The sequence below is a fragment of the Nocardiopsis dassonvillei subsp. dassonvillei DSM 43111 genome, assembly GCF_000092985.1.
Taxonomy (GTDB): Bacteria; Actinomycetota; Actinomycetes; order Streptosporangiales; family Streptosporangiaceae; genus Nocardiopsis; species Nocardiopsis dassonvillei.
Genome location: NC_014210.1, coordinates 4,213,483 through 4,234,145, shown reverse-complemented (window position 1 = coordinate 4,234,145; position 20,663 = coordinate 4,213,483). Strand labels below are relative to the sequence as shown.

At 74.4% G+C, this 20,663-nt stretch carries 18 protein-coding genes; 8 read left to right on the top strand and 10 right to left on the bottom strand.

Features of this window, described 5'->3' with window-relative positions:
- Window positions 1–53: 53 nt before the first annotated feature.
- Complete coding sequence (locus NDAS_RS17460; protein ID WP_013154533.1) at window positions 54–815, top strand: class I SAM-dependent methyltransferase; 762 nt, start codon at window positions 54–56, stop codon at window positions 813–815.
- A gap of 40 nt (window positions 816–855) precedes the next feature.
- Here the strand turns inward: NDAS_RS17460 and NDAS_RS17455 are convergent, their stop codons facing one another.
- Window positions 856–1,230, bottom strand: a complete 375-nt coding sequence (locus NDAS_RS17455) for an antibiotic biosynthesis monooxygenase family protein (protein ID WP_013154532.1) — start codon at window positions 1,228–1,230, stop codon at window positions 856–858.
- Between the two features lie 217 nt (window positions 1,231–1,447).
- On the opposite strand from NDAS_RS17455, the gene NDAS_RS17450 reads away from it, so the two are divergent.
- A complete protein-coding gene (locus tag NDAS_RS17450; RefSeq protein ID WP_041552837.1) occupies window positions 1,448–2,545 on the top strand; it encodes a winged helix DNA-binding domain-containing protein in 1,098 nt (365 codons plus the stop codon).
- Between the two features lie 85 nt (window positions 2,546–2,630).
- Here the strand turns inward: NDAS_RS17450 and NDAS_RS17445 are convergent, their stop codons facing one another.
- The 4 genes from NDAS_RS17445 to NDAS_RS17430 form a co-directional block, all read right to left on the bottom strand.
- Window positions 2,631–3,062, bottom strand: a complete 432-nt coding sequence (locus NDAS_RS17445; RefSeq protein WP_013154530.1) for a VOC family protein — start codon at window positions 3,060–3,062, stop codon at window positions 2,631–2,633.
- Window positions 3,063–3,265: 203 nt separating this feature from the next.
- Window positions 3,266–4,072: an SDR family oxidoreductase gene (locus NDAS_RS17440; RefSeq protein ID WP_013154529.1), complete on the bottom strand. Its 807-nt coding sequence runs from the start codon at window positions 4,070–4,072 to the stop codon at window positions 3,266–3,268.
- A 124-nt stretch (window positions 4,073–4,196) separates the two neighbouring features.
- On the bottom strand, window positions 4,197–5,369 hold the full coding sequence (solA, locus tag NDAS_RS17435) for an N-methyl-L-tryptophan oxidase (protein WP_013154528.1): 1,173 nt from the start codon (window positions 5,367–5,369) through the stop codon (window positions 4,197–4,199).
- A 144-nt stretch (window positions 5,370–5,513) separates the two neighbouring features.
- Entirely contained in the window at window positions 5,514–7,280 is a 1,767-nt protein-coding gene (locus NDAS_RS17430) for a glycoside hydrolase family 6 protein (RefSeq protein ID WP_013154527.1), read from the bottom strand.
- 926 nt (window positions 7,281–8,206) lie between these two features.
- Here NDAS_RS17430 and NDAS_RS17420 point away from each other — a divergent pair.
- On the top strand, window positions 8,207–8,905 hold the full coding sequence (locus NDAS_RS17420; RefSeq protein WP_049800313.1) for a lytic polysaccharide monooxygenase auxiliary activity family 9 protein: 699 nt from the start codon (window positions 8,207–8,209) through the stop codon (window positions 8,903–8,905).
- Window positions 8,906–9,053: 148 nt separating this feature from the next.
- Here the strand turns inward: NDAS_RS17420 and NDAS_RS17415 are convergent, their stop codons facing one another.
- Together NDAS_RS17415 and NDAS_RS17410 are read right to left on the bottom strand one after the other, a co-directional pair.
- A complete protein-coding gene (locus NDAS_RS17415; RefSeq protein WP_013154525.1) occupies window positions 9,054–9,698 on the bottom strand; it encodes a response regulator transcription factor in 645 nt (214 codons plus the stop codon).
- A complete protein-coding gene (locus NDAS_RS17410; protein WP_013154524.1) occupies window positions 9,689–10,855 on the bottom strand; it encodes a sensor histidine kinase in 1,167 nt (388 codons plus the stop codon). Before NDAS_RS17410 ends, NDAS_RS17415 begins: the two co-directional genes overlap by 10 nt.
- Before the next feature lie 414 nt (window positions 10,856–11,269).
- Here NDAS_RS17410 and NDAS_RS17405 point away from each other — a divergent pair, with 414 nt between their 5' ends.
- On the top strand, window positions 11,270–12,772 hold the full coding sequence (locus NDAS_RS17405; protein ID WP_013154523.1) for an apolipoprotein N-acyltransferase: 1,503 nt from the start codon (window positions 11,270–11,272) through the stop codon (window positions 12,770–12,772).
- A 214-nt stretch (window positions 12,773–12,986) separates the two neighbouring features.
- On the opposite strand, the gene NDAS_RS17400 is transcribed toward NDAS_RS17405, so the two are convergent.
- Window positions 12,987–13,355 (bottom strand): hypothetical protein, encoded by a 369-nt coding sequence (locus NDAS_RS17400; protein WP_210745942.1) that lies wholly within the window; start codon window positions 13,353–13,355, stop codon window positions 12,987–12,989.
- 369 nt (window positions 13,356–13,724) lie between these two features.
- On the opposite strand from NDAS_RS17400, the gene NDAS_RS17395 reads away from it, so the two are divergent.
- Window positions 13,725–14,693, top strand: a complete 969-nt coding sequence (locus NDAS_RS17395; RefSeq protein ID WP_013154521.1) for a helix-turn-helix transcriptional regulator — start codon at window positions 13,725–13,727, stop codon at window positions 14,691–14,693.
- 54 nt (window positions 14,694–14,747) lie between these two features.
- Here NDAS_RS17395 and NDAS_RS17390 read toward each other — a convergent pair whose 3' ends face one another.
- Window positions 14,748–15,542, bottom strand: coding sequence for an SDR family NAD(P)-dependent oxidoreductase (locus NDAS_RS17390; RefSeq protein WP_013154520.1), 795 nt, complete (start codon window positions 15,540–15,542; stop codon window positions 14,748–14,750).
- Window positions 15,543–15,762: 220 nt separating this feature from the next.
- On the bottom strand, window positions 15,763–16,683 hold the full coding sequence (locus tag NDAS_RS17385) for a carbohydrate kinase family protein (protein ID WP_013154519.1): 921 nt from the start codon (window positions 16,681–16,683) through the stop codon (window positions 15,763–15,765).
- 364 nt (window positions 16,684–17,047) lie between these two features.
- Here NDAS_RS17385 and NDAS_RS17380 point away from each other — a divergent pair, with 364 nt between their 5' ends.
- The 3 genes from NDAS_RS17380 to NDAS_RS17370 are packed head-to-tail and all read left to right on the top strand — an operon-like array spanning window position 17,048 to window position 20,603.
- Entirely contained in the window at window positions 17,048–17,815 is a 768-nt protein-coding gene (locus NDAS_RS17380; protein WP_013154518.1) for an ABC transporter ATP-binding protein, read from the top strand.
- A complete protein-coding gene (locus NDAS_RS17375) occupies window positions 17,812–18,087 on the top strand; it encodes a hypothetical protein (RefSeq protein WP_013154517.1) in 276 nt (91 codons plus the stop codon). Before NDAS_RS17380 ends, NDAS_RS17375 begins: the two co-directional genes overlap by 4 nt.
- Window positions 18,087–20,603, top strand: a complete 2,517-nt coding sequence (locus NDAS_RS17370; protein ID WP_013154516.1) for an ABC transporter permease — start codon at window positions 18,087–18,089, stop codon at window positions 20,601–20,603. The genes NDAS_RS17375 and NDAS_RS17370 overlap by 1 nt, the downstream gene beginning before the upstream one ends.
- Window positions 20,604–20,663: the final 60 nt, after the last annotated feature.

Here is a 20,663-nt window from a genome sequence, read left to right as displayed (position 1 = left end):
GGGGGAGGGAAAACCGCTGGACCCGGCCGCGGCGCCCGGGGGAGGATGCCGCCATGGGACGCGATTTCGACGCACTCGTCGCCGAGGCCGACGCGGAGCCGACGCACGGCTGGGACTTCTCCTGGCTGGAGGGTCGGGCCACGGAACAGCGCCCCTCCTGGGGCTACCAGCGCACCATGGCCGGGTACATGGCCCGCGCGAGCGCCGCGCTCGACATCCAGACCGGCGGCGGCGAGGTGCTGGCGGGGATCCCCGAACGCCCGCCCCTGACCGCGGCGACGGAGTCCTGGCCACCCAACATCGCCGAGGCCACCCGGCTGCTCCATCCGCTGGGGGTCGTGGTCGTCGCCGACGAGGACGAGCCGCCGCTGCCCTTCGCGGACGGTGCCTTCGACCTGGTGGTCTCCCGCCATCCGGTGACCGTGTGGTGGGAGGAGATCGCCCGGGTCCTGGCACCGGGCGGAACCTACCTGTCCCAGCAGGTGGGCCCGGCGAGCGTCTTCGAGGTCGTGGAGTTCTTCCTGGGGCCGCAGCCCGGGGAGGCGCGCGCCTCCCGCCACCCGGACCAGGCGCGGGAGGGGGCGCGGGCGGCCGGGCTGGAGGTGACCGACCTGCGCATGGAGCGGCTGCGCACGGAGTTCTTCGACGTCGGCGCGGTCGTGTACTTCCTGCGCAAGGTGGTCTGGATGGTGCCCGGGTTCACCGTGGAGGCCTACCGGGACCGGCTCCGGGACATGCACGAGCACATCGAGCGCGAGGGGTCGTTCAGGGCCACCACGACCCGCTTCCTCATCGAGGCCCGCAAGCCCCGCTGACCCGCCCGGGCCGCGGGGCGCGGGCACCCGCCCCCGGCGGTCAGGAGCGGGCCGAGACCCGCTGGACGACCTCGAAGCCCCAGATCTCGCTGTTGGTCGCGGCCGGGCCGCCGTGGCCGTGCCCGTGACCCCGGCCGTGCCCGGCCGACGCGCCCTCCTTCTGGGCGTCCGCGGCGGCCTGGGCGTGCCCCTGGCGGAAGGCCTGGCCGTTCACCCAGTTCTGGAAGTCCTCCTCGGACCGCCACCGGGTGTACACCAGGTACTTGTCGGTGCCCTCGACCGGGCGCAGCAGCTGGAACTCCTCGAACCCCGGCTGGTCCTCCACGAGCCCGGCCCGCTTGGCGAAACGCTCCTCCAGGGTCGCCCCGGCGCCCTCGGGGACGGTCAGGACGTTGAACTTGACGACGCTGCTCACGCGGCACCTCTCTCGGTTGTCTGCGGTTCTCCCGCCCAACCTAGGACAACCTCCGCCGACGCCCGCGCCGCCCCGCCCCGAACACGCCCCCCGACCGGCCGACCCGCGCCACGCCCGCCCCGTGGTCCCGACCGCCCGCACGGCCGCACGAGGTGACCGTCCCCGGCCGGCGAGTGGAGGACAGCCGATGACCTCCACCCCTCCTAGGGTCGCGTCCATGACCGCGCTCGACCGCCGCGCCCTCAACCGGGCGACCCTGTCCCGCCAACTGCTCCTCGGCCGGACCGCCGACCACACCGCCGACGAGGTCGTCCACCACCTCGTCGGACTCCAGGCGCAGGACCCCGAGCCTCCCTACGTGGGCCTGTGGTCCCGTGTCCGGGACTTTCGGATCGACGACCTCACGGGGCTCCTGCACAGCCGCGAGGTCGTGCGCGCCACCCTCCTGCGAGGCACCCAGCACCTGGTCACCGCCGCCGACTACCTGTGGCTGCGCCCGACCCTGCACCCCATGCTGACCCGCTGGCAGAAGGGAGCCTTCGGTCGGGACCTGCCCGGTGTCGAACCCGCCGAGCTGGCCGCCGCCGCACGCGCGCTCCTCGCCGACGGCGGACTCCCCCGCCCCGACCTGGGCCGGGCCCTGGCCGAGCGCTGGCCCGGACGCGCCCCCGTCTCCCTGGCCCGTTCGGTCCAGGGGCTCCTGCCCGTCCTGCACCCGCCGCCCGACGGCACGTGGGGACGGCGCGGCACCACACCCTTCGCCCTCGCCGAGGAGTGGCTCGGCGCGCCGCTGGCCGCCGAGCCCTCCCCGGACACCCTCGTGCTGCGCTACCTCGCCGCGTTCGGCCCGGCCACCGCCAGGGACGTCCAGGCCTGGAGCGGGACGACCCGCATGCGCGCGGTCGTGGAGGGGCTGCGGCCGCGGCTGCGGGTCCTGCGCGACCCGGACGGCCGCGAGCTGTTCGACCTGCCCGACGCGCCCCGCCCCGACCCCGACACGCCCGCGCCGGTCCGCTTCCTGGCGCTGCTCGACAACGTGCTGGTCTCCTACGACGACCGCTCCCGCGTCGTCGCCGACCACCAGCGCCCCCACATCGTGGTCGAGGCGCCGTTGACCGTGGACGGGTTCGTGCGCGGGCTGTGGCGGATCGAGCGGACCCGGCGCGGCGGCCCCGCCGTACTGGACGTGCGGCTGTTCGCACGGCTCACCCCGGCCGAGGAGGAGGCGGTCACCGAGGAGGGCGCACGGCTGCTCCGTTTCGCGGCGGCCGACTCCGAGGGCCACGACATCCGCCTGCGCCCCCTGGAACCGTGAACCGGCCGGGGCCCCGGGCTCCGACCGCCCGGCGCCGCCCCCGCGGCTCCGACGGGCGCGGCGGTTCCCGGCGGGCGCCCGGGACTCAGCCGAACACGACCCGGCCGGTCTCGTCCACACGCCAGCCCGGGTTGTGCGCGATCTCCCACACCACGCCGTTGGGGTCCCGCACGTGGGCGTGGAAGACCCCGCCGAACTCACCCGGCTGCGGGGCCTTGAGCACCCGCGCGCCCGCCCGCGCCATGGCCTCCACGGTCCGCTCGACCTCCTCGGGGCCGTCCACGTTGTGCGACAGCGTCAGCCCCGACACGCCGGTCGTGCCGGGCGGGCGCCCCAGGTCGCGGTCGAACTTCTCCGCGTCGAACAGCCCCAGGACCTGCCCCGGCGCGACCTGGAAGAAGACGATCTCCCCGGGGACGTCCGCGAGTGGTTCCCAGCCGAGCCCGTCCCGGTAGAACGCGCGGGCGGCGTCCAGGTCGGCCGTGGCCAGAGTGATGAAGTGAACCTGTTGTTTCACGGCGGCTCCGTCGTTGTACCCCGCCCCGAAAGGGCCCGGGGCGGGCGGTGTCCTGTGGCCGGGACAACCTATCCGGGACCGGGGACACACCGCCCGGAACCCCTCGGACGCGGCGGGTCCGCGCGGGCCCGGGCCCCAGGGCCCCAGAGGTGCCGGGAAGCCCAGGACACCCGGGCCCCAGGGCCGCCCGGGCACACCCGCGGCTACAGCCCGTGCCTGCGGGCGACCACGCGCAGGACGAGCGAGCGCGGGAACAGCCGCCGCAGCGCGAAGACCACCGGGGCGTTGCTGCCCACCGCGTAGAACGGCCGGGGCGGGTCCGCCTCGACGGCGCGCACGATGGTCCGGGCCACCGCCCCCGGCGTGATCCCCGACGCCTCGTTGGCGTTGAGCGCCCTGAGCATGGTGCGGTACTCGGCCGCGAACGGCGACCCCTCCCGCAGGTACTGGGTCCGCCGCTCGCTGATGCCGGTGTTGATCGATCCCGGCTCGACCGTGGCCACCCCCACCCCGTACGGGGACACCTCGCGGCGCAGCGCGTTCGCGAACCCCTTGAGCGCCGCCTTGGAGGCCACATAGGAGGACCGGTAGGCCAGCGGGAAGCTCGCCAGCATCGAACCCACCATCACCACGCGCCCGTACCCTCGGGCGCGCATTCCCGGCAGCAGCAGCTGGGTGAGCCGCACCGCGCCGAACACGTTGATCCGGAACAACCGCTCCACCGCCTCCGGCGGCAGTTCCTCGAAGGGCCCGCTCTGGCTCTCCCCGGCGTTGTTGACCAGTACGTCCACGTCGCCCGCGGCGGCCGCGCACGCCTCGACCGACGCCCCGTCGGCCAGGTCCAGGGCCAGGTACTCCACGCCCGGAACCGGCTCGACCACCGCCCCGGGGTCGCGGCTGGTCCCGTACACGCGGTAGCCGCGGCGGGCCAGCTCGGCGGCCACGGCGGCGCCGATCCCCGACGACGCGCCCGTGACGAGCGCGGTCCGCGGGACGGTGGGACTGTTCATGGCGGTCCTTCCGGAGGGAGGCTGAGGGGGGAGGGAGGCCGCGCTCGCGCCGCGCGTGGAAGCGATGATCGCACGCCCGCGCGCGCCGACCGCACCCCGCCCCGGGGCCCGTCGACCGCCCGGCTCAGTCCCAGCGGTGCGGGTCGAACAGGTCCACGGCCAGGTCCGTGCGCCCGTGCCGGGCCAGGTCGGCCAGCGCCTCCCCGACCGCGGAGGCGAACTTGTAGCCGTGCCCCGAGAAGCCCCCCGCCAGCACCAGTCCGGGCAGTTCGCGGCGCTGCCCGATGACGAAGTGCTCGTCCCGCGTCATCGTGTACATGCACGACGCCATCCGCTCGGGCAGCGGGGCCACACCGTTCAGTCCGGCGGCCAGCCGTCCCAGCCGCCGCGCGTCGGCGGCGTCGGGCTCCCGCGGCCCCGCGTCGGGGTCGACCGGTTCGCCCCACTGGGCGCCCTCGCCCCTGTTCCCCGGAGCCTCGGCGTGCACACCGATCTTGACGGTCAGGCCGCCGTCCATGCTGGGGAACCCGTACCACGTGCAGTCGTCCTCGTCCCGGGCGAACACCGGTCCGTGCGCGTGCGGGGACGGGTCCCGCGTGGTGCGGAACCAGCCCAGCACCCGCCGCTCCACCCGCAGGCCGCCGCCCAGCTCCGCCACCTCGGGCACCAGCCGCGGCAGCCAGGACCCGGCGGTCACGACCACCCGGCGGGCCCGGATCACGGTGTCCCCGACCACCACACGGGGGCGGTCCGGGTCGGGGACGACACGGGACGCCCGGGCGCCGGTGAGCACCCGCGCGCCCGCCTCCCGCGCGAGCCGCACGGCCGCCGTGATCGCGGCCTCGGGCAGGACCACACCGGCGTCCTCCTCGAAGACGCCCACCTCACCCGGGCGCAGCACGTGCTGGGGGAAGCGCTCGGCGACCTGGTCGCGGGAGAGCACCTGGTGGGGGAGACCGTGGTGTTCGGCGGCGGCGACCGACCCGGTGACGGCGGGGCTGTCCGGCGCGCCGAGCATCAGGGCGCCGGTGCGCACCACGAGCCGGGTTCCGGAGGCCTCCTCCAGCTCCGACCAGGCGCGCCAGGCCGACCGCACGAACGGCACGTAGGCGGCGCCCTCCATGTAGGCGGTGCGGATGATGCGGGACTCGCCGTGGCTGGAGCCCCGGTCGTGCCCGGGCGTGAACTGCTCGACCCCGATCACGTCCACACCGCGCCGGGCCAGGCGCCACAGGGCCTGCGCCCCCATGGCTCCCAGTCCGACCACGACGGTGTCGGTCTCCAACGGTGCCGTCACGCGTTTCCCCCAGGTCCGGTGTCCGGGGCTCCGCCGCCCGGAGCCCCGTCCCATGATCCCAGGACCCGCGCATGGCGGGCGCCCGCCCACCCCCAGGGGTGGACGGGCGCCCCGTCTCGGAAGGGAGCCGAGATCCGGGAGTTGCTACTGGATGGGCGGGTAGGCGTTGGCCAAAAGCTCCTGGAACTGCGCGGAGAACCAGTGCCCCGAGATCGGCGCGTTGGGCAGCGCGCCACTCATGTTGTAGTTGTTGCGCGGGTTGCCCTCATAGGTCGGATCGCACATCCGGTCGAACCCCTTGCCCTCGGGGTTCTCGATGAACTCACTGGACCCGTCGGACTCACCCGGCGGCTTCATCCACACATAGGCGTCGATCCCCGCCTCCGGAGCGGCCTGGGGGCGCTCACCCAGCCCCGCACCGGACTGGTTGCACCAGTTCCCCGACTGGAGACGGCGGTCGTAGCGGCCCCCGTCCACGTAGGCGTTCACATCCGTGCTCGGCCCCGGCCCGTCCGGACGGTCCGGCCCACCCCACCCGTTACGGGAGGTGTCGATGAGCATCCCGATCCCCGAATCGAACCCCTGACCCACCAGCTCCTCACGCAGAGCCTGGGCGAAGGACAACTCGTCGGTGAACTGGTTCCAGTCCACCCACTCCGACTGGCGCACCGGCGTACCGGCGATGGTCTGGTCGACGGAGAAGTGTTCCTCCACCAGAGCCGAGTAGTTCGCGGTGTTGGCGATGAACCCGTGCACATCGTCGGGGCTGGCACCGGCGGCGTTGGCCGCCTCGAAGAACAGCGCCGCCGAGGCGGTGAAGTTGTCCTGCCAACCGATCCACCCGTGGTGGCCGGCGTCGACGTAGTTGTAGACGTTGTCGATCGCGCCCAGCTGCGCCAGCGCGTAGCCCACCCCCTCGACGTAGTTGCCGTTGGCCAGCATCTCGTCGCAGTTCTCGGTCGCGGTCTCGCGCGGGGAGACGTTGGTGACCAGGTTGGGCAGCGAGTCGATCTCGACCGTGGTCACCACCCGCAGCTCGGTGTCCTCGTAATCGGCCAGGATCTGGGCGATGGGATCGATGTAGTCGTTCTTGTACCGGTCGATCTCGTCCGGGCCCAGCTCGCCGTTGGAGGCCAAAGCGGCGCAGTCACGGCCGGGCAGGTTGTAGATGACCACCTGGAACACCAGGGGTTCACCGTTGGCCTGGGCCAGGGCCTCGTCCAGGTGATCGCGCAGTCCCATGCTGCCGGTGGTGGGGCTGTCGTTGCCCTCGATGGCGCTGATGCGGTCCAGCCACACCCCGGTGGGCTCGTCGGCCACGGCGTCCCCGCCGGGCTCGGCGGCGGCGTTGGCCGACCAGATCGGGTTGACGTACACCTCAGCGCCCACGTACGGGTTGTCCACCCGACCGTTGCTGCCGGGCTCCTCGGGCTCCCCGGGCTCTTCCGGTTCCTCCGGTTCCTCCGGCTCCTCGACGTCACCGCTGCACAGCACGCCGTTCAGTTCGAAGGCCGTGGGCGCGGCGTTGCTTCCGGTGTAGCTTCCCTGGAAGCCGAAGCTGGCGGTGCCGTCGGTGGAGAGTGAGGCGTTGTGCCCGGCGTTGGTGACCGAGACGCTCTGTCCGCTCTGGGTGACGGTGCCGTTCCAGGAGTTGGTGATCCGCTGGTTTCCGGCGAAGTCCCATTCCAGGGTCCAGCCGTTGACCGCGTCGCCGAGGTTGGTGATCTCCACGCTCGCGGTGAACCCGGAGCCCCAGTCGTTGAGTTGGTAGTCGACCTCGCAACCGGCCGCCGCGCTGGCGGGTACGGAGGAGGCGACCGCCAGGGTGCTGCCGAGCACCAGGGCGGAGGTCGCGGCCAGGCCGCGTCGTGTCCACGAACGTAGGTTCGCGGCACGGGGGGGTGTGCTCATCTCTTCTTTCCTTATGGAAGCGGGTTGCCAGAAGGAGCCTTCTGAAGTGCCGGGCCGGCGAGTTCGGGCCCGGCGGACGGGAGGTGTGGACAATTCCCTGCGTTTATGGAGGTGAGCGCTGCATTCGCGTGCCTTAGATCCGGGGTAAAGCCGAGCGAAAAGGACTGGAAGGATTGGGAGCGCTCCCAGTCGGGGTGAGCGGGGGTGTAGGGGGATGGATGTGAACAGTGTGTGCGAAGGCGTCGCCGGTTCCCGCGACGGAGTGTTACGGGTCCGGAACGCTTTCCTGAACGGTAGCCCGCCAATGGTGATATGTAAACACCATATGACCGGAGTATTTCTGGTACGCGGTTCACACAAGGGAAATGCGCAGGTGGTGACCTGGTTCACAACCGATCAGTAATAACCTGCGGTCGCCGGGCGGCCACAGTCAGCAGCCCCACGGCGGCGGCCGCGACCCGGAACGGAACCGGCAGTCCCGCGTACTCGGCGAGGAGGCCGCCCGCCACCGCCCCCAGGGCGGCTCCGCCCAGCTCGGTCGGCCGGCAGGTGCCCCGACCCGGCCCAGCGGTCAGGCATCGATCCGGCCGGACGAGTCGCGGTGGACCAGCGGAGGTAGTGGCGGATCCGAGGCGACCGGGAACCTGTCTCCGTCGTCGGCGCTCTCCCCGCAGCCGTGTCGCCTGGGGGTGCGACCACCGCGTCGGAGCGGGGCGGCCGGTCGGCGGGCGACGGTGGTGCGCGTGGGTGTTCCTCCTGAAGGGCGACCGGGGGCGCCGGGGGCGGTGGCCGCCGCCGTGAAGGGCGCGCCAGGGATTTTCCCCGCGCTCTGTTTCGACTCGGCTCCGAGGGGTAACATGCGCTGTGGGAGCGCTCCCGTCGATCGGCTGACCAAGCCGAGAACGATGGAGAACGCAATGGAAAGCATGACCCCCCGAACCGCTGAAACCACCGAGACCACCGAGAGCACCGGGACCACCCGCCGGACCTGGGCCGCACGCGCGCTCGTCCTGGCCTCCGTGCCCCTGGTCGCCCTGACCACGATGGCCGCCCCCGCCTCCGCGCACGGCTCGATCGTGGACCCCGCCAGCCGCAACTACGGCTGCTGGGAGCGCTGGGGCAGCGACCACCTCAACCCGGACATGGCGCAGGAAGACCCCATGTGCTGGCAGGCGTGGCAGGACAACCCCAACGCCATGTGGAACTGGAACGGCCTGTACCGCGACAACGTGGGCGGCGACCACCAGGGCCAGATCCCCGACGGGACCCTGTGCAGCGGCGGCAACACCGAGGGCGGCCGCTACGACTCGATGGACGCCGTCGGCGAGTGGAAGACCACCGACGTCGGAGACGACTTCACCCTCCACCTGTACGACCAGGCCCAGCACGGCGCGGACTACTTCCGCGTCTACGTCACCGAGCAGGGCTTCGACCCGACCACCCAGGCCCTGGGCTGGGACGACCTCGAACTGGTCGAGGAGACCGGTCCCTACGCGCCCGCGCTGGACAGCTACATCGACGTCAGCACCTCGGGCAGGTCCGGCCACCACATCGTGTTCACGATCTGGCAGGCCTCCCACATGGACCAGGTCTACTACCTGTGCAGTGACGTGAACTTCACCTGATCCCCACGACCAACCGACCGGCCGTCCGGACCCCTCCTCCGGACAGGGTCCGCCGGGACCTCCACCCCCGGCGGACCCGCGGCCGACGGCCGCGCGGCGGACACCGCTCACCGCCGCGCGGCGCCCCCGTGCCCGGCCCCGCCCGCGCTCAGGCCTGCATGTAGCGCAGCACCGCCAGCACGCGACGGCTGTACCCCTTGGTGTCGCCCAGTTCCAGCTTGTCGAAGATGGCGTTGGCGTGCTTCTCCACCGCGCTCTGCGACACGAACAGCCGCGCCGCGATCGCCGAGTTGATGTGCCCCTGCGCCATCAGGGCCATGACGTCGCGCTCGCGCTCGGTCAGACGCCCCAGCGGGTCCCTGCGGCTGCTGCCCGCGAGCAGTTGGCGCACCACCTCCGGGTCGAAGGCCGCGCCTCCCCTCCCCACCCTGACCAGGGCTTCCAGGAACTCGTCGACCTCCACCACCCGGTCCTTGAGCAGGTAGCCCACACCGGTGGTGTTCTCACCGAACAACCGGGTGGCGTACCGCTTCTCCACGTACTGGGACAGCACCAGCACACCCACTCCGGGCTGCTCCCGGCGGATCCGCAGCGCGGCGCGCAACCCCTCGTCGGTGTGCGTGGGCGGCATGCGCACGTCCACCACGGCCACGTCGGGCGCCTCCTCGCGGACGGCCGCCAACAGGGCGTCGGCGTCCCCGACCGAGGCGAGCACCTGATGCCCCTCGTCCTCCAGGAGCCGCACCAGCCCCTCGCGTAGCAGCGCCGAGTCCTCGGCCAACATCACCCGCACGGCAGCTCCGCCCTGACCGTGGTCGGTCCGCCCGTGGGGCTGTCCACCGACAGCCGACCGTCGAGCGCCTCGACCCGGCTGGCCAGACCGGCCAGCCCCGTTCCCGCGGGGTCGGCCCCGCCCACCCCGTCGTCCCGTACCCGCACCACCACGGACCTCGCTCCCTCCTCGCCCCGCGCGCCGACCAGCACGCTGACCCGTTCGGCGCGCGCGTGCTTGACCGCGTTGGTCACCGACTCGGCGACCACGAAGTAGGCCGCCGTCTCCACGGTCGGCGGGCACGCGCCCTCCAGGCCGTACTCCAGGTCGATCGGCAGGCTCGACCGGCCGACCAGGTCGTGCAGCGCGGCCCGCAGCCCCGACCCGGCGAGCGCGGCCGGGTAGACCCGCCAGGCGACCTCCTTCAGGTCGCGCAGGGCGTCACGGGACTCCTCGTAGGCCTGCTCGACCAGTGCGCGCCCCCGCTCCGAACCCGGGTCGCGGCGGGCCCGCCCCAGCGCCATCCCCAGCAGTACCAGGCGCTGCTGGACGCCGTCGTGCAGATCGCGTTCGATCCGGCGGCGCTCCTCGTCCACGGCGGCGACCACTCCCGCGCGGGTCGCGACCAGGACCCCGATCCGCTCCTCCATGAGGTCCTGGCGGCTGGGGCCGAGGAACCTCCGGGCCAGCCAGCGTTCCGTTCCCACCAGGCCCACGGTTCCCTGAGCGCTCAGGTACATCAGGGCCAAGCCGATCGGCACGATCGCGGGGTCGTTGCCGTCGAGCACCTCCAGCGGTGACAGCGCCAGGTAGAGCCCGGCGGCGAAGAAGGCCAGCACCAGCCCGCCGAAGAGCCCCACCGGGCAGCGCACCGCGAGGTAGGCCAGCGGTCGGGCCGTCCCGGGGCGCACGGTGATGTCGACGCCGAACAGGGCGGACAGGCGGCCGCGCTCCAGGGAGACCAGCGGCCGGGCGGCCCCGTCCAGCGCCCGGCGCAGGGACGCGCGCGAGGCGGGACGGAGCAGGAGCGGCAGCGCGGGAACGGCGGCTACGAGGGCCGCCGCGAGGAAGAGGGCCTCGGCCAGCGCGGTCACCGCTCCGGCGGCGGCGCCCGTCACGGCCCGGCCCCATGCGCGCGCCACCGCTGCCGCCGGATGCGCGTCCCCGTGCGTCGTCACGTCCGTCCTCTCCGCCTGTCCGATCGCCGCCGCCCCCGGCGTCCGCGCTGGGCACCCGGGCCGGTTGCCCGTGCCCGGTGCCCGCGTCCGCTGGTGCGTGCCGGGCACCCGTTTCCGACCGTCCGTGCCCGGTTGCCCGCGCGCGGGCCCGTGCCCTCGGAACCCGTGTTCTCGGAGAACGGGGGAAGGCCGCGGTCGGCGTCAGCGTCGACACTAACCACCCCCCCGGGCGCGCGGGTACTGCGGAACACCGCATTCCTGGGTGGGGAGCCGCGTCCCGAACAGGGCGGGATTCCCCATGGGCGCCGGGGCCGCGGCTCCCTAGCGTTGTGGCCGTGCCGGCCGGCCGAGACCCCTGTTCCCCGAGACCCCCTGTTCTCCAAGACCCCCGTTCCCCGAGACGAAGGCCGAACCATGACCGCGCCCCCGACCCTTCCGCGCTACGCCTGGCTCCTCGCCGGTACCGCCCTGTCCCTCTTCGCGATGCAGGCCGCCTGGGACATCGCTCTGCTCGCGTGGGTCTATCCGGTCCTGCTGCTGCGCTTCGCACGCGCCAGCCGACCGCTGCCCGCCCTGTTGGGCGTCCTCGCCGCCAGCACGACGGCCGTGCTGGTCTGGCTGTGGCTGGCCGACCTGCTCTCCCCGCCGCTGGTGCTGCTCGCCTTGGCCCTGGCCCTGGCCGACGCGGCCCCCTACGCCGTCGACCGCCTCCTGTACCGCCGACTGGGGGAGCGCGCCCCGTGGCGGGTCAGCCTGGTCTTCCCGCTCGCCACCGTGGCCGTGGAGTTCACGGTGGCCTCGGTGACCCCCTTCGGCACCATCCACGGGGTTCTCGGCGCCACCCAGGCCGACAACCTCCCTCTGATCCAGGTGGCCTCGGTGACCGGTGTGTACGGAGTGAGCTTCCTGGTGGCCTGGGCGTGCTCGGCGGCGGCGCTACTGTGGGCACGCGGCCTGACCGACCGCGCGGCCCGCACGGTGGCGGCGGCCTGCGCCGGGACGGTCGCGCTGGTCGCGGTCGCGGGCGGCGCTCGCCTGGTATTCGCCGCGCCCTCGGGCGACACCGTGCGCGTCGCGGGGGTCACCACCTCGCAGGACGCGTGGGAGGAGCTGGTGCCGACCTTCCGGGAGTACGACTCGTTGGAGGCGCTGCGGGCCGCCGATCCGGTCGTGCTGCGTGAGCGCTTCGGCGTCGTCAACGACGAACTCCTCGCCAGCACCGCGAGGGAGGCGGCCGCGGGCGCCGAGGTCGTGGTGTGGCCCGAGTCGGCGGCCTTCACCCTGGAGGAGGACCGCGACCTGCTGGTGGCCGACATCCGGGAGGTGGCCCGGGACCACGGGGTGTACGTCAACGCCGGTATGTCGGTCTACACCGGGCGGGCTCCCCACATCCGCAACCAGATGCTCATGGTCGCCCCGGACGGCGAGGTCGTGTGGACCTACGACAAGAGCAGGCCGGTGCCCGTCCTGGAGCCCTACGAGCCGGGGCCCGGCACGGTGCCCGTCGCGGACACGCCGGCGGGGAGGCTGGCCGTGGCCATCTGCTACGACGCCGACTTCCCGGGACTGGTCCGCCAGGCGGGCGCGCGGGGCGTGGACGTCCTGCTGGTCGGCGCCAACACCTGGGAGGGGATCAAGGAGATGCACGCGCGCAACGCGGTGTTCCGCGCGGTGGAGAACGGCTCGGCCCTGTTCCGGCAGGCGAGCCGCGGCCGCGCCAACGCCACCGACCACCAGGGGCGGGTGCTGGCGACGACCGACTACTTCACCACCGGGCAGCAGACCATGGTCGCCATGGTGCCCCGGGAGGGGGTGACCACGGTCTACTCCCGGATCGGGGACGCCTTCGCCTGGACGTGCGTCGCCGCCCTGGCCGCGCTCGCCGTGCTCTCGGTGGCCCGGCCGCGCCGGGAGTGAGCCGAGGGTCCCGGGTCCGAGAGGGCGACCGCGGTCCTGGCGCTCGTGCGCGGACTCGCAGGCGGTTCCCGGCCGGGCACCGGCAACGGGCTCCGGACGACCGCCCGGACCGGCTGTTCCCCGGCTGACGGGAGCGGCGCACGAACGGCCCGCCCGGGGCACGGGTGCTCCGGGCGGGCCGTGCCCTCCCGGCCGGAGCCGGGAGGGTGGTAGGTCAGTTGTTGCCGAAGAAGTGGTCGGCGGCGGCGCCGCCCGGGTCCTCCGCGATACCGCTCACGGTGTCCACCTGGTCCTGGAAGCCGCCGACCGCCTCGGTGGCGCTGTCCTGGAAACCGGCCGCGGCCTCCTCGCCGTAGGCCTGGGCGCCCTCGGTGAAACCGCCCACGGCCTCTTCGCCATAGGCCTGGGCGCCTTCGGCGAACCCGCCGACGGCTTCCTCGCCGTAGGCCTGCGCGGCCTCTCCGGCGCCGCCCAGGGTCTCACCGATCCCGCCCACGGCCTCGCCGACTCCGCCCACGGCGTCGGACACTCCCTGGGCTGCTTCCTCGGCTGCTCCGCCGAAGAGGTTGCTCAACCAGTCCATCACGTCGCGCACATCCTTATCTCAGGTCCGTGGGGGCCTATTCCGTCTATGTCTACCCGGTCCGGGTAAACTCTCAGTAAGGGATGGGTGCGCAGAGTGATCGAACGGGGGCGCAACGCGACTTCTGTGCCGTTCTCTTTCCCGAGAACCGCTGGTTAGCGCATGAGGTCTCCGGCCGCGGCGACGGGGAGCGATCCCACAAAAACGCCGCCGGTGCCCACGATCACACCACCGATGCCTTTCTGTCACCCCCGTGACCGTGCGCAAATCCGTGTTCCGGACTGCCGGAACTCCCGGCCAGATCGGCAACCGCGCCACACCGGGGATTGCGGTCGGATTCCGGCCACAACCCGCCGGAGAATGGGCCGTATGGCCGACACGAGTGCGCGGATGCTGCGCCTGCTCTCCCTGCTCCAGACCGGCAGGGCCTGGCCCGGCGCGGACCTGGCCGCCGCCCTGGAGGTCAGCCCGCGGTCGCTGCGCCGCGACATCGACCGGCTGCGCGAACTGGGCTACGCGGTGGAGAGCCTCCGCGGTCCCGGAGGCCACTACCGGCTGGCCGCTGGCCGCGCGGTGCCGCCCCTGCTCCTGGAGGACGACGAGGTCGTGGCCGCCGCCCTGGGCCTGCGGATCGTCGCCGCCGGGCTCGGCGGGGTGGAGGGGGTGGAGGAGAGCGCGGAGCGGGCCCTGGCCCGGCTCGGCCGGGTACTGCCCTCGCGCCTGGCCCGCAGGGCGAAAGCCATGGCCGCGGCGGTCGAACCGGAGCAGCGGGTGTGGCCGGGCGTGCGGACACGGGTCCTCACCGACCTGGGCGAGGCCGTCGCGGACGGGCACTGGGTCCGGATGCTCCACCGCGGCGGCGACGGCCGCGAGCTGCGCCGCAAGGCGGACCCGTACCGGCTGGTCCTGTCCGGACGGCGCTGGTACCTGTTCGCCTGGGACCGCGAGCGCGACGACTGGCGGACCTTCCGACTCGACCGGATCACCGGGGTCACCCCCACGAGGGCGCCCTTCACCCGCCGGGAGCTGCCGGGGGAACCGCTGGCCGACCACCTGGAGCGGGGCTTCGGGGCGGGGCGGGCCCGGCACACGGTATCGGTCCTGTTCGACGCGTCGGCCGGGGAGGTGGCGGCGCGGATCTCCCGGATCGACGGCGACCTGGAGGCGGTCGGACCCGACCGGGCGCGCTACACCGCCCGCGTGGACTCCCACGAGTGGCTCGCGGTCGTCCTCGCGCTCACCGGCCTGCCCTTCACGGTGGAGGGTCCGCCGGAGTTCGCCCGCCACACCGCGGCGCTCGCCGACCGGCTCCACCGGTCCGTGGACGCGACCGGCTGAGAGCGGCGCCGCCCCCGGACGCCGGGCGCCCCCGCCCGGCGTCCGGACGCGTTCTCAGGGGACGATGGAGTCGACGTACCCGCCGTCCACCCGCACGGCGGCCCCCGTGGTGGCCGAGGCCAGCGGCGAACTCAGGTAGGCGACCATGTTGGCGATCTCCTCGGGTTCGATCAGCCGCCGCAGGAGCGACTGCGGCCGGTGCAGGCGCATGAACTCCCGCTGCGCCTCCTCCCAGGGCAGGTCCCGGTCGACGAGCTGGTAGACGAAGTCCTCCACGCCGCCGGTGCGGGTGGGACCGGCGATCACCGAGTTGACGGTCACCCCCGTGCCCGCGGCCTCCTTGGCGAACCCCCGCGAGACCGCGAGCAGCGCCGTCTTGGACATGCCGTAGTGGATCATCTCGGCCGGGATCACCACCGCCGAGTCGCTGGCGATGTTGAGCACCCGGCCCCACCCGCGTTCGGTCATCCCTGGCAGGAACGCCCTGGTCAGGCGCACGGCGGAGAGCACGTTGACCTCGAAGTAGCGCCGCCACTCCTCGTCGGAGATGTCGAGCGCGTCCTGAGCCCCGAAGATCCCGAGGTTGTTGACGAGCACGTCGAGCCGGGGGAGCAGCCCGCGGAGCCGGTCGACGCCCTCCTCGGTGGTCACGTCGGCGGCCGCGGCCACCAGTGCGGCCCCGGGCACCCGTTCGGTGACCGCCTCCACCGCGCGGGCGACCTTCTCCTCGCTGCGCCCGTTGACCGCCACCGTCGCCCCGGCCCGCGCCAGCGCCGTGGCGATGGCCAGGCCGATGCCCTGGGTCGAGCCGGTCACCAGGGCCGTGCGTGTACGCAGATCGATTTCCATGGGGTCACGCTACGTCGCTCCGCGCCCCGCCGCCCAACGCGACCCGGCGCCCGGGACCGTGCGGGGCGGCCGGAGCGACCGTGGGACGTGCGTGGATCCCGCGCGCCCCCGTCCGGCGGGCGGGCGCCGAGCGGAGACCGGCCCCGCCGCCGACGCTGCGGCCGTCAAGGTTCAGGGGCCCGCCCCGCACGCCACACCGGCACCACTTCCGGCCGCCCCCTCAGACGGGCTCGTACTCGGCGTCCCCGGACAGACGGCGCAGCGTGGGCAGGTCGATCAGTTCGGTGTGCGTTCCCGCGCTGCCGCAGGTGAAGGCCCCCGCCACCGCCCCGGCCAGAACGCACCGCTCCACGGGCTCCCCGCCGAGCCAGGCGTACAGGAAGGCGGCCACGAACGCGTCCCCCGCGCCGTTGCTGTCCACCACCGGCCGGTTCGGCCGCACCGCGGGAAAGCCGCGCGGCGCGTCCCAGCCCCGCTCCAGGACGTGGCAGCCCCGTTCGCCGTCGGTGGCGACGGCGACCCGGGCCCGCCCCAGGCCGACCACGTCGCGCAGCACGTCCCCGACCCCGTCGCGGACCCTCGCCGCGCTCATGAACACCACGTCCGAGCGCAGCGCGTAGTGCAGGTGGTGGGGGTTCGTCCCGTCCCAGTCGTGCAGGTCCGTGGAGGTGGTGAGGCCGTGGCGCTCCAGGTCCCCGTACATGTCCCGGTTGTGGCCGATGATCGACAGGTGCGCGTGCCGGGCCCGTCGCACGAAGGGCAGGTAGAACTCCGGGGGCAGCCGCAGGTCGTCCGGGTGGCGCCCGTCGTAGAAGGAGAAGCGGCGCCCGCTCCGGTCCACGAGGTTGACGCCCCGGGGCGTGCCGTGCGGCGAGACGGTGTGGCTGAAGTCCAGCCCCCGCTCGGCGTAGGAGTCGAGCACCATCCGGCCCTGGGCGTCGTCTCCCAGGTAGTCGATGAACTTGGTGGCCAGCCCCAGCGCGTGGCACCCCAGCGCCACCCCGTTGCCGGTGTGCCCCACGTAGTCGGCCACCGGCGGGACGAACACCGAGTCCCCGCCGGGCAGGGCCAGTTCGTCCACCCGGACGATCGTGTCGACGCCCGAGCCCCCCACCACCAGCACGTCGTATCCGTCCGTCACGGACTCCCCCTCATCTCTGTCCGCCTCCCTGAGACGGGCGGCCCCGGCAAAGCATAGGGACGTCCGGACACCGCGACCAGGGGACGCGGTCGTCGGGAGGGAGCGGGGCCGCGTGTCCCGCCCGTGGATCCTGCCCGCCGGCGCCGCCGAGCCCGTCCGTGGGGCCCGCGTCCACACCGCCGACGGGCCCGCCCGCGCGGCCCGTCCCCCTGCCGCGGCCGGTCTCCGGGGGTGGGGACCGCCCCACCCCCGGACCTCCGTCCAGGCCCAGTGACGCCGACCGGCCCCCGTGTTTGGCTCTTGCGAGGGGGCCGGACAAGGGCGCCGACGCCCCTTCCACACGACGAGACGAGCGGAGTTCGCCATGGACGGGCACGTCCGGGACCGGGCCGGAGCCGACGCCGCACCCCACGCGCTGCGGGCGTCCGGGCTGACCAGGACACACAGGAGGGGAGGCGTCCCCGTCCACGCGCTGGCCGGGGTGGACGCGGCCTTCCCCCGGGGAGGGTTCACGGCGGTCATGGGCCCCTCCGGCTCGGGCAAGAGCACCCTCCTGCACTGCCTGGCGGGGCTGGAACGCCTCGACGCGGGCACGGTGACGGTCGAGGGCCAGCTGATCACCGGTCTCGCCGAACCGGCCCTGACCCGGCTGCGCGCACGGGCGTTCGGGTTCGTCTTCCAGTCCTTCAACCTTCTCCCCTCACTGACCGCGGGGGAGAACATCATCATCGGCCAGCGCCTGTCCGGCCTGCCCCGGGACGAGGCGTGGCACGACCACCTCGTGGACTCGCTCGGCCTGGCCGACCGCCTCGGCCACCGGCCCTTCGAACTCTCCGGGGGCCAGCAGCAGCGCGTCGCCGTCGCCCGCGCCCTGGTGCACCGGCCGAGCGTGCTCCTGGCCGACGAACCCACCGGCAACCTCGACTCCCGCTCCGGGGCCGGTGTCCTGGAGGCGCTGCGCCGGGCCGCCTCCGACCACGGGCAGACCGTCGTCATGGTCACCCACGACCCGGTCGCCGCCGCCCGTGCCGACCGCGTGCTCATGCTTCGCGACGGACGCGTCCAAGGGGAACTGGCCGACCCCACCGCGGACTCCGTCCCGGCCTGGATCCGACGTCTGGAGGAGCGGTGAACCGCGCGACGCACCACGACGCGCCACTCGGGGTGGTGGCCGCGGCGCTGCCCGCGTCGGCGTCCACCATGCCACCCGGGGCGGTACCCGGCGTGCCGCGCACGGCCCCGCCCGCGGCGCTGCCCGAGACGGTGGCCGCGGCATCGCTCACGGCGTCGCCCACCATGCCACCCGAGGTGCCGACCGGTCGGACGCCCCACCCGGACCAGTTCGAAGAGGACCCGCGCCACCACGAGGCGGACCCGGGCGACGGGGGAGGCGGTGCCGCGTGATGCGGATGGTTCTGCGCGGCGCCGCCGACCGCGCGCGCCAACTGGCCCTGTCGGTCCTGACCGTGGCCCTGGGCGCCGGGCTGGCCACGGCCGTCCTCGCCCTCCAGGACTCGGCCGAGCGGGTGGCCGCCGGGGGAGCCGGGGCCTCCTGGACGCTGTCACGGGCACCGGTCGTGGTGACGGCCGTCCCCGAGGAGGCCGCGGCCGGGATCACCGCCTCCCCGCTGGGGGAACCGCCCCGGCTGGACCCGGATACCGTAGCGGAACTGGAGCGCCTCCCCGGTGTGCGCCGGACGGCGGTCGAGGCGCCCTTCTCCGCCTACGTGGTCACCGCCGACCGTACGCTCGGCGGCCACTCCGACCGCTCCTTCGGCCACTCATGGGCGCTCGCCGAGGCCGAGGGGCTCACCCCCGCCACCGGGCGGGCCCCCGAGAGCGTGGGCGAGGTGGTCCTCGACACCCGCACCGCCGCCGACGCCGGGCTCACCCCCGGCGACCGTGCGCGGGTCCTGACCTCCGACGGGACCGCCGACGTGCTGGTCACCGGAACCGTCGAGCGCGGCGGCGCCCCGGACCGGGCCCTGTTCTTCCCACCCGTCGAGGCCGCGCGTCGGGGCGGGGATCCGGTCCTGGCCCTGCTCTGGCCCGGGGAGGGAACCGGCCCCGACCGGCTGGCCGGGGCGGTCGAGGAGGCCGCGCCCGGCGCCCGGGTGCTCACCGGGGATGAACGCTCCACGGCGCTGGCCCTGGACGGGGAGAACCGGGACCTGGCCTCGGGCATGGGCCGGTTCCTGGGCACCATGGCCGCGCTGGCGCTGGCGGTGGCCGCCGTCACGGTCGCGGGCCTGCTCTCCCTGACCGTGCGCGACCGCGCCCGGGAGTTCGCCCTCCTGCGCCTGGCCGGGGCCCGGCCGGGGCTGGTGCGCCGACTCGTCGTCGGGGAGGCCCTGGTCCTGGGGTGCGTGGCCGCCGCGCTCTCCTGCGTCGTGGGTACGGCGCTGGCGCTGCTCCTGAGCAGGCTCTTCGCGGAGCTGGGAGCGCTGCCGGACGGGTTCGCGCTGGTCCTGGGCTGGCCCCCGCTCGCGGCGGGCGCGGCGCTGGCCCTGGCCGTGCCGCTGGCGGCCTCCTGGCGCCCCGCGCTCACCGCGGGCCGGATCGCGCCCGTGGAGGCGATGCGCGCGGCGCAGGCCGAACCCGTCTCCTTCTCCCGTGCCCGCCCGGTGCTCGGCACCGTGGTCCTGTGCGGCGCGGCGGCCCTGTTCGCGACGGCCTGGGGCCTGGCCGGAACCGTGGTGGCGGTGACCGCCGCCGCCACGGCCGCGCTGGTCCTCGTCGCCGCCGCGGTCCTGCTCTCCCCGGTGCTGGTCCACGCGGTGCTGCTCCTGCTGCGCCCGCTCACCCGCAGGAGGGCCGCCTCCCTGGTCGCCGACCGGGAGGCGCGCGCCGACGTCCGCCGGGTGGCGGGCGTCATGACGCCCCTGCTGGTGACCACGGCGGTCGCCTGCCTGCTGCTCTTCCAGGAGACCACCACCACCGAGGCCCGCCTTCGCGCCTACGGGGAGCGCCTGGCCGCCGACCTGGTGGTGTCCGGGGCCCTGGGCGTGGGCCTGCCCGCGTCCGCGGCCGAGGCCGCCGAGGGCGTGCCCGGGGTCGCCGCCGCCGGGGGCTACCGCCAGACGGTCACCTCCGCGGGCGGGCCGTACCTGACCACCCACCTGGTCGAACCCGAGACGGTGCCGCGGATCTACGACCTGGCGGTGGAGGGTGGCGCGTGGGAGGACTTCGGCACCGGCGGCGTCGCCGTGCGCGCCGACACCGCCCGGAGCCGGGGGTGGCGCGCGGGGCGGACCGTGGAACTGCTCGGCCCCGACGGTACCGGGTTCACGGCCCGGGTGTCGGTCCTGTACCGGGCGGGGCTCGACTTCCCCGACGTCCTGCTGCCCGAGGAGGCCGTCGCGCCCCGGATGCTCGACACCCTGCACAACGGCCTGTACGTGGTGCTCGACCCCTCGGCCGACGCCGGGAGGACGGCCTCCCTGCTGGAGGAGGCGATCGACGCCGGGCCCGAACTCCGGGTCAGCGACCGCGCCGGACACATCGCGGACCAGGCCCGGCTCGGCCAGGAGGACGCGTGGATCACCCACCTCATGGTGGCCCTGGTGGCGGGCTTCGCCGGGGTGAGCGCGGTCAACGCCCTCGTGGTCTCCGTCTCGGCCCGCGCGCGGAGCTTCGCCCTGCTGCGGCTGGTGGGGGCCTCGCGGGCCCAGGTCGCCGGGATGGTCGCGGGGGAGGCCCTGGCGGTGTCGCTGGCGGGGGTGGCGCTGGGCACCGCCACGGCGCTGACCGGGGTGGCCGCCGTGGGCCACGCCCTCGTCGGCGGCGGGACGGTGGTGCTCGCCGTCCCCCTGGACCAGTACCTGCCGCTGGCCGGTGCCGTCGTGGGCATCGGGCTGCTCGCGAGCCTGGTCCCGGCCGTCGCGGCCCTGCGCGCCCGCCCGCTGCACGCCGCCGGGTGAGCGGCCGCGGGGCCCGGCGCGCGCCGGACCCCGCGACGGTCACGGCGGTCCCCACGACCC

Coding starts and splice junctions, on each gene's coding strand:
- NDAS_RS17460 (WP_013154533.1), top strand. CDS start 54: ATGGGACGCGATTTCGACGCACTCGTCGCCGAGGCCGACGCGGAGCCG.
- NDAS_RS17450 (WP_041552837.1), top strand. CDS start 1,448: ATGACCGCGCTCGACCGCCGCGCCCTCAACCGGGCGACCCTGTCCCGC.
- NDAS_RS17440 (WP_013154529.1), bottom strand. CDS start 4,072: ATGAACAGTCCCACCGTCCCGCGGACCGCGCTCGTCACGGGCGCGTCG.
- NDAS_RS17380 (WP_013154518.1), top strand. CDS start 17,048: ATGGACGGGCACGTCCGGGACCGGGCCGGAGCCGACGCCGCACCCCAC.
- NDAS_RS17395 (WP_013154521.1), top strand. CDS start 13,725: ATGGCCGACACGAGTGCGCGGATGCTGCGCCTGCTCTCCCTGCTCCAG.
- NDAS_RS17370 (WP_013154516.1), top strand. CDS start 18,087: ATGCGGATGGTTCTGCGCGGCGCCGCCGACCGCGCGCGCCAACTGGCC.
- NDAS_RS17420 (WP_049800313.1), top strand. CDS start 8,207: ATGACCCCCCGAACCGCTGAAACCACCGAGACCACCGAGAGCACCGGG.
- NDAS_RS17400 (WP_210745942.1), bottom strand. CDS start 13,355: ATGGACTGGTTGAGCAACCTCTTCGGCGGAGCAGCCGAGGAAGCAGCC.
- NDAS_RS17405 (WP_013154523.1), top strand. CDS start 11,270: ATGACCGCGCCCCCGACCCTTCCGCGCTACGCCTGGCTCCTCGCCGGT.
- NDAS_RS17390 (WP_013154520.1), bottom strand. CDS start 15,542: ATGGAAATCGATCTGCGTACACGCACGGCCCTGGTGACCGGCTCGACC.
- NDAS_RS17430 (WP_013154527.1), bottom strand. CDS start 7,280: ATGAGCACACCCCCCCGTGCCGCGAACCTACGTTCGTGGACACGACGC.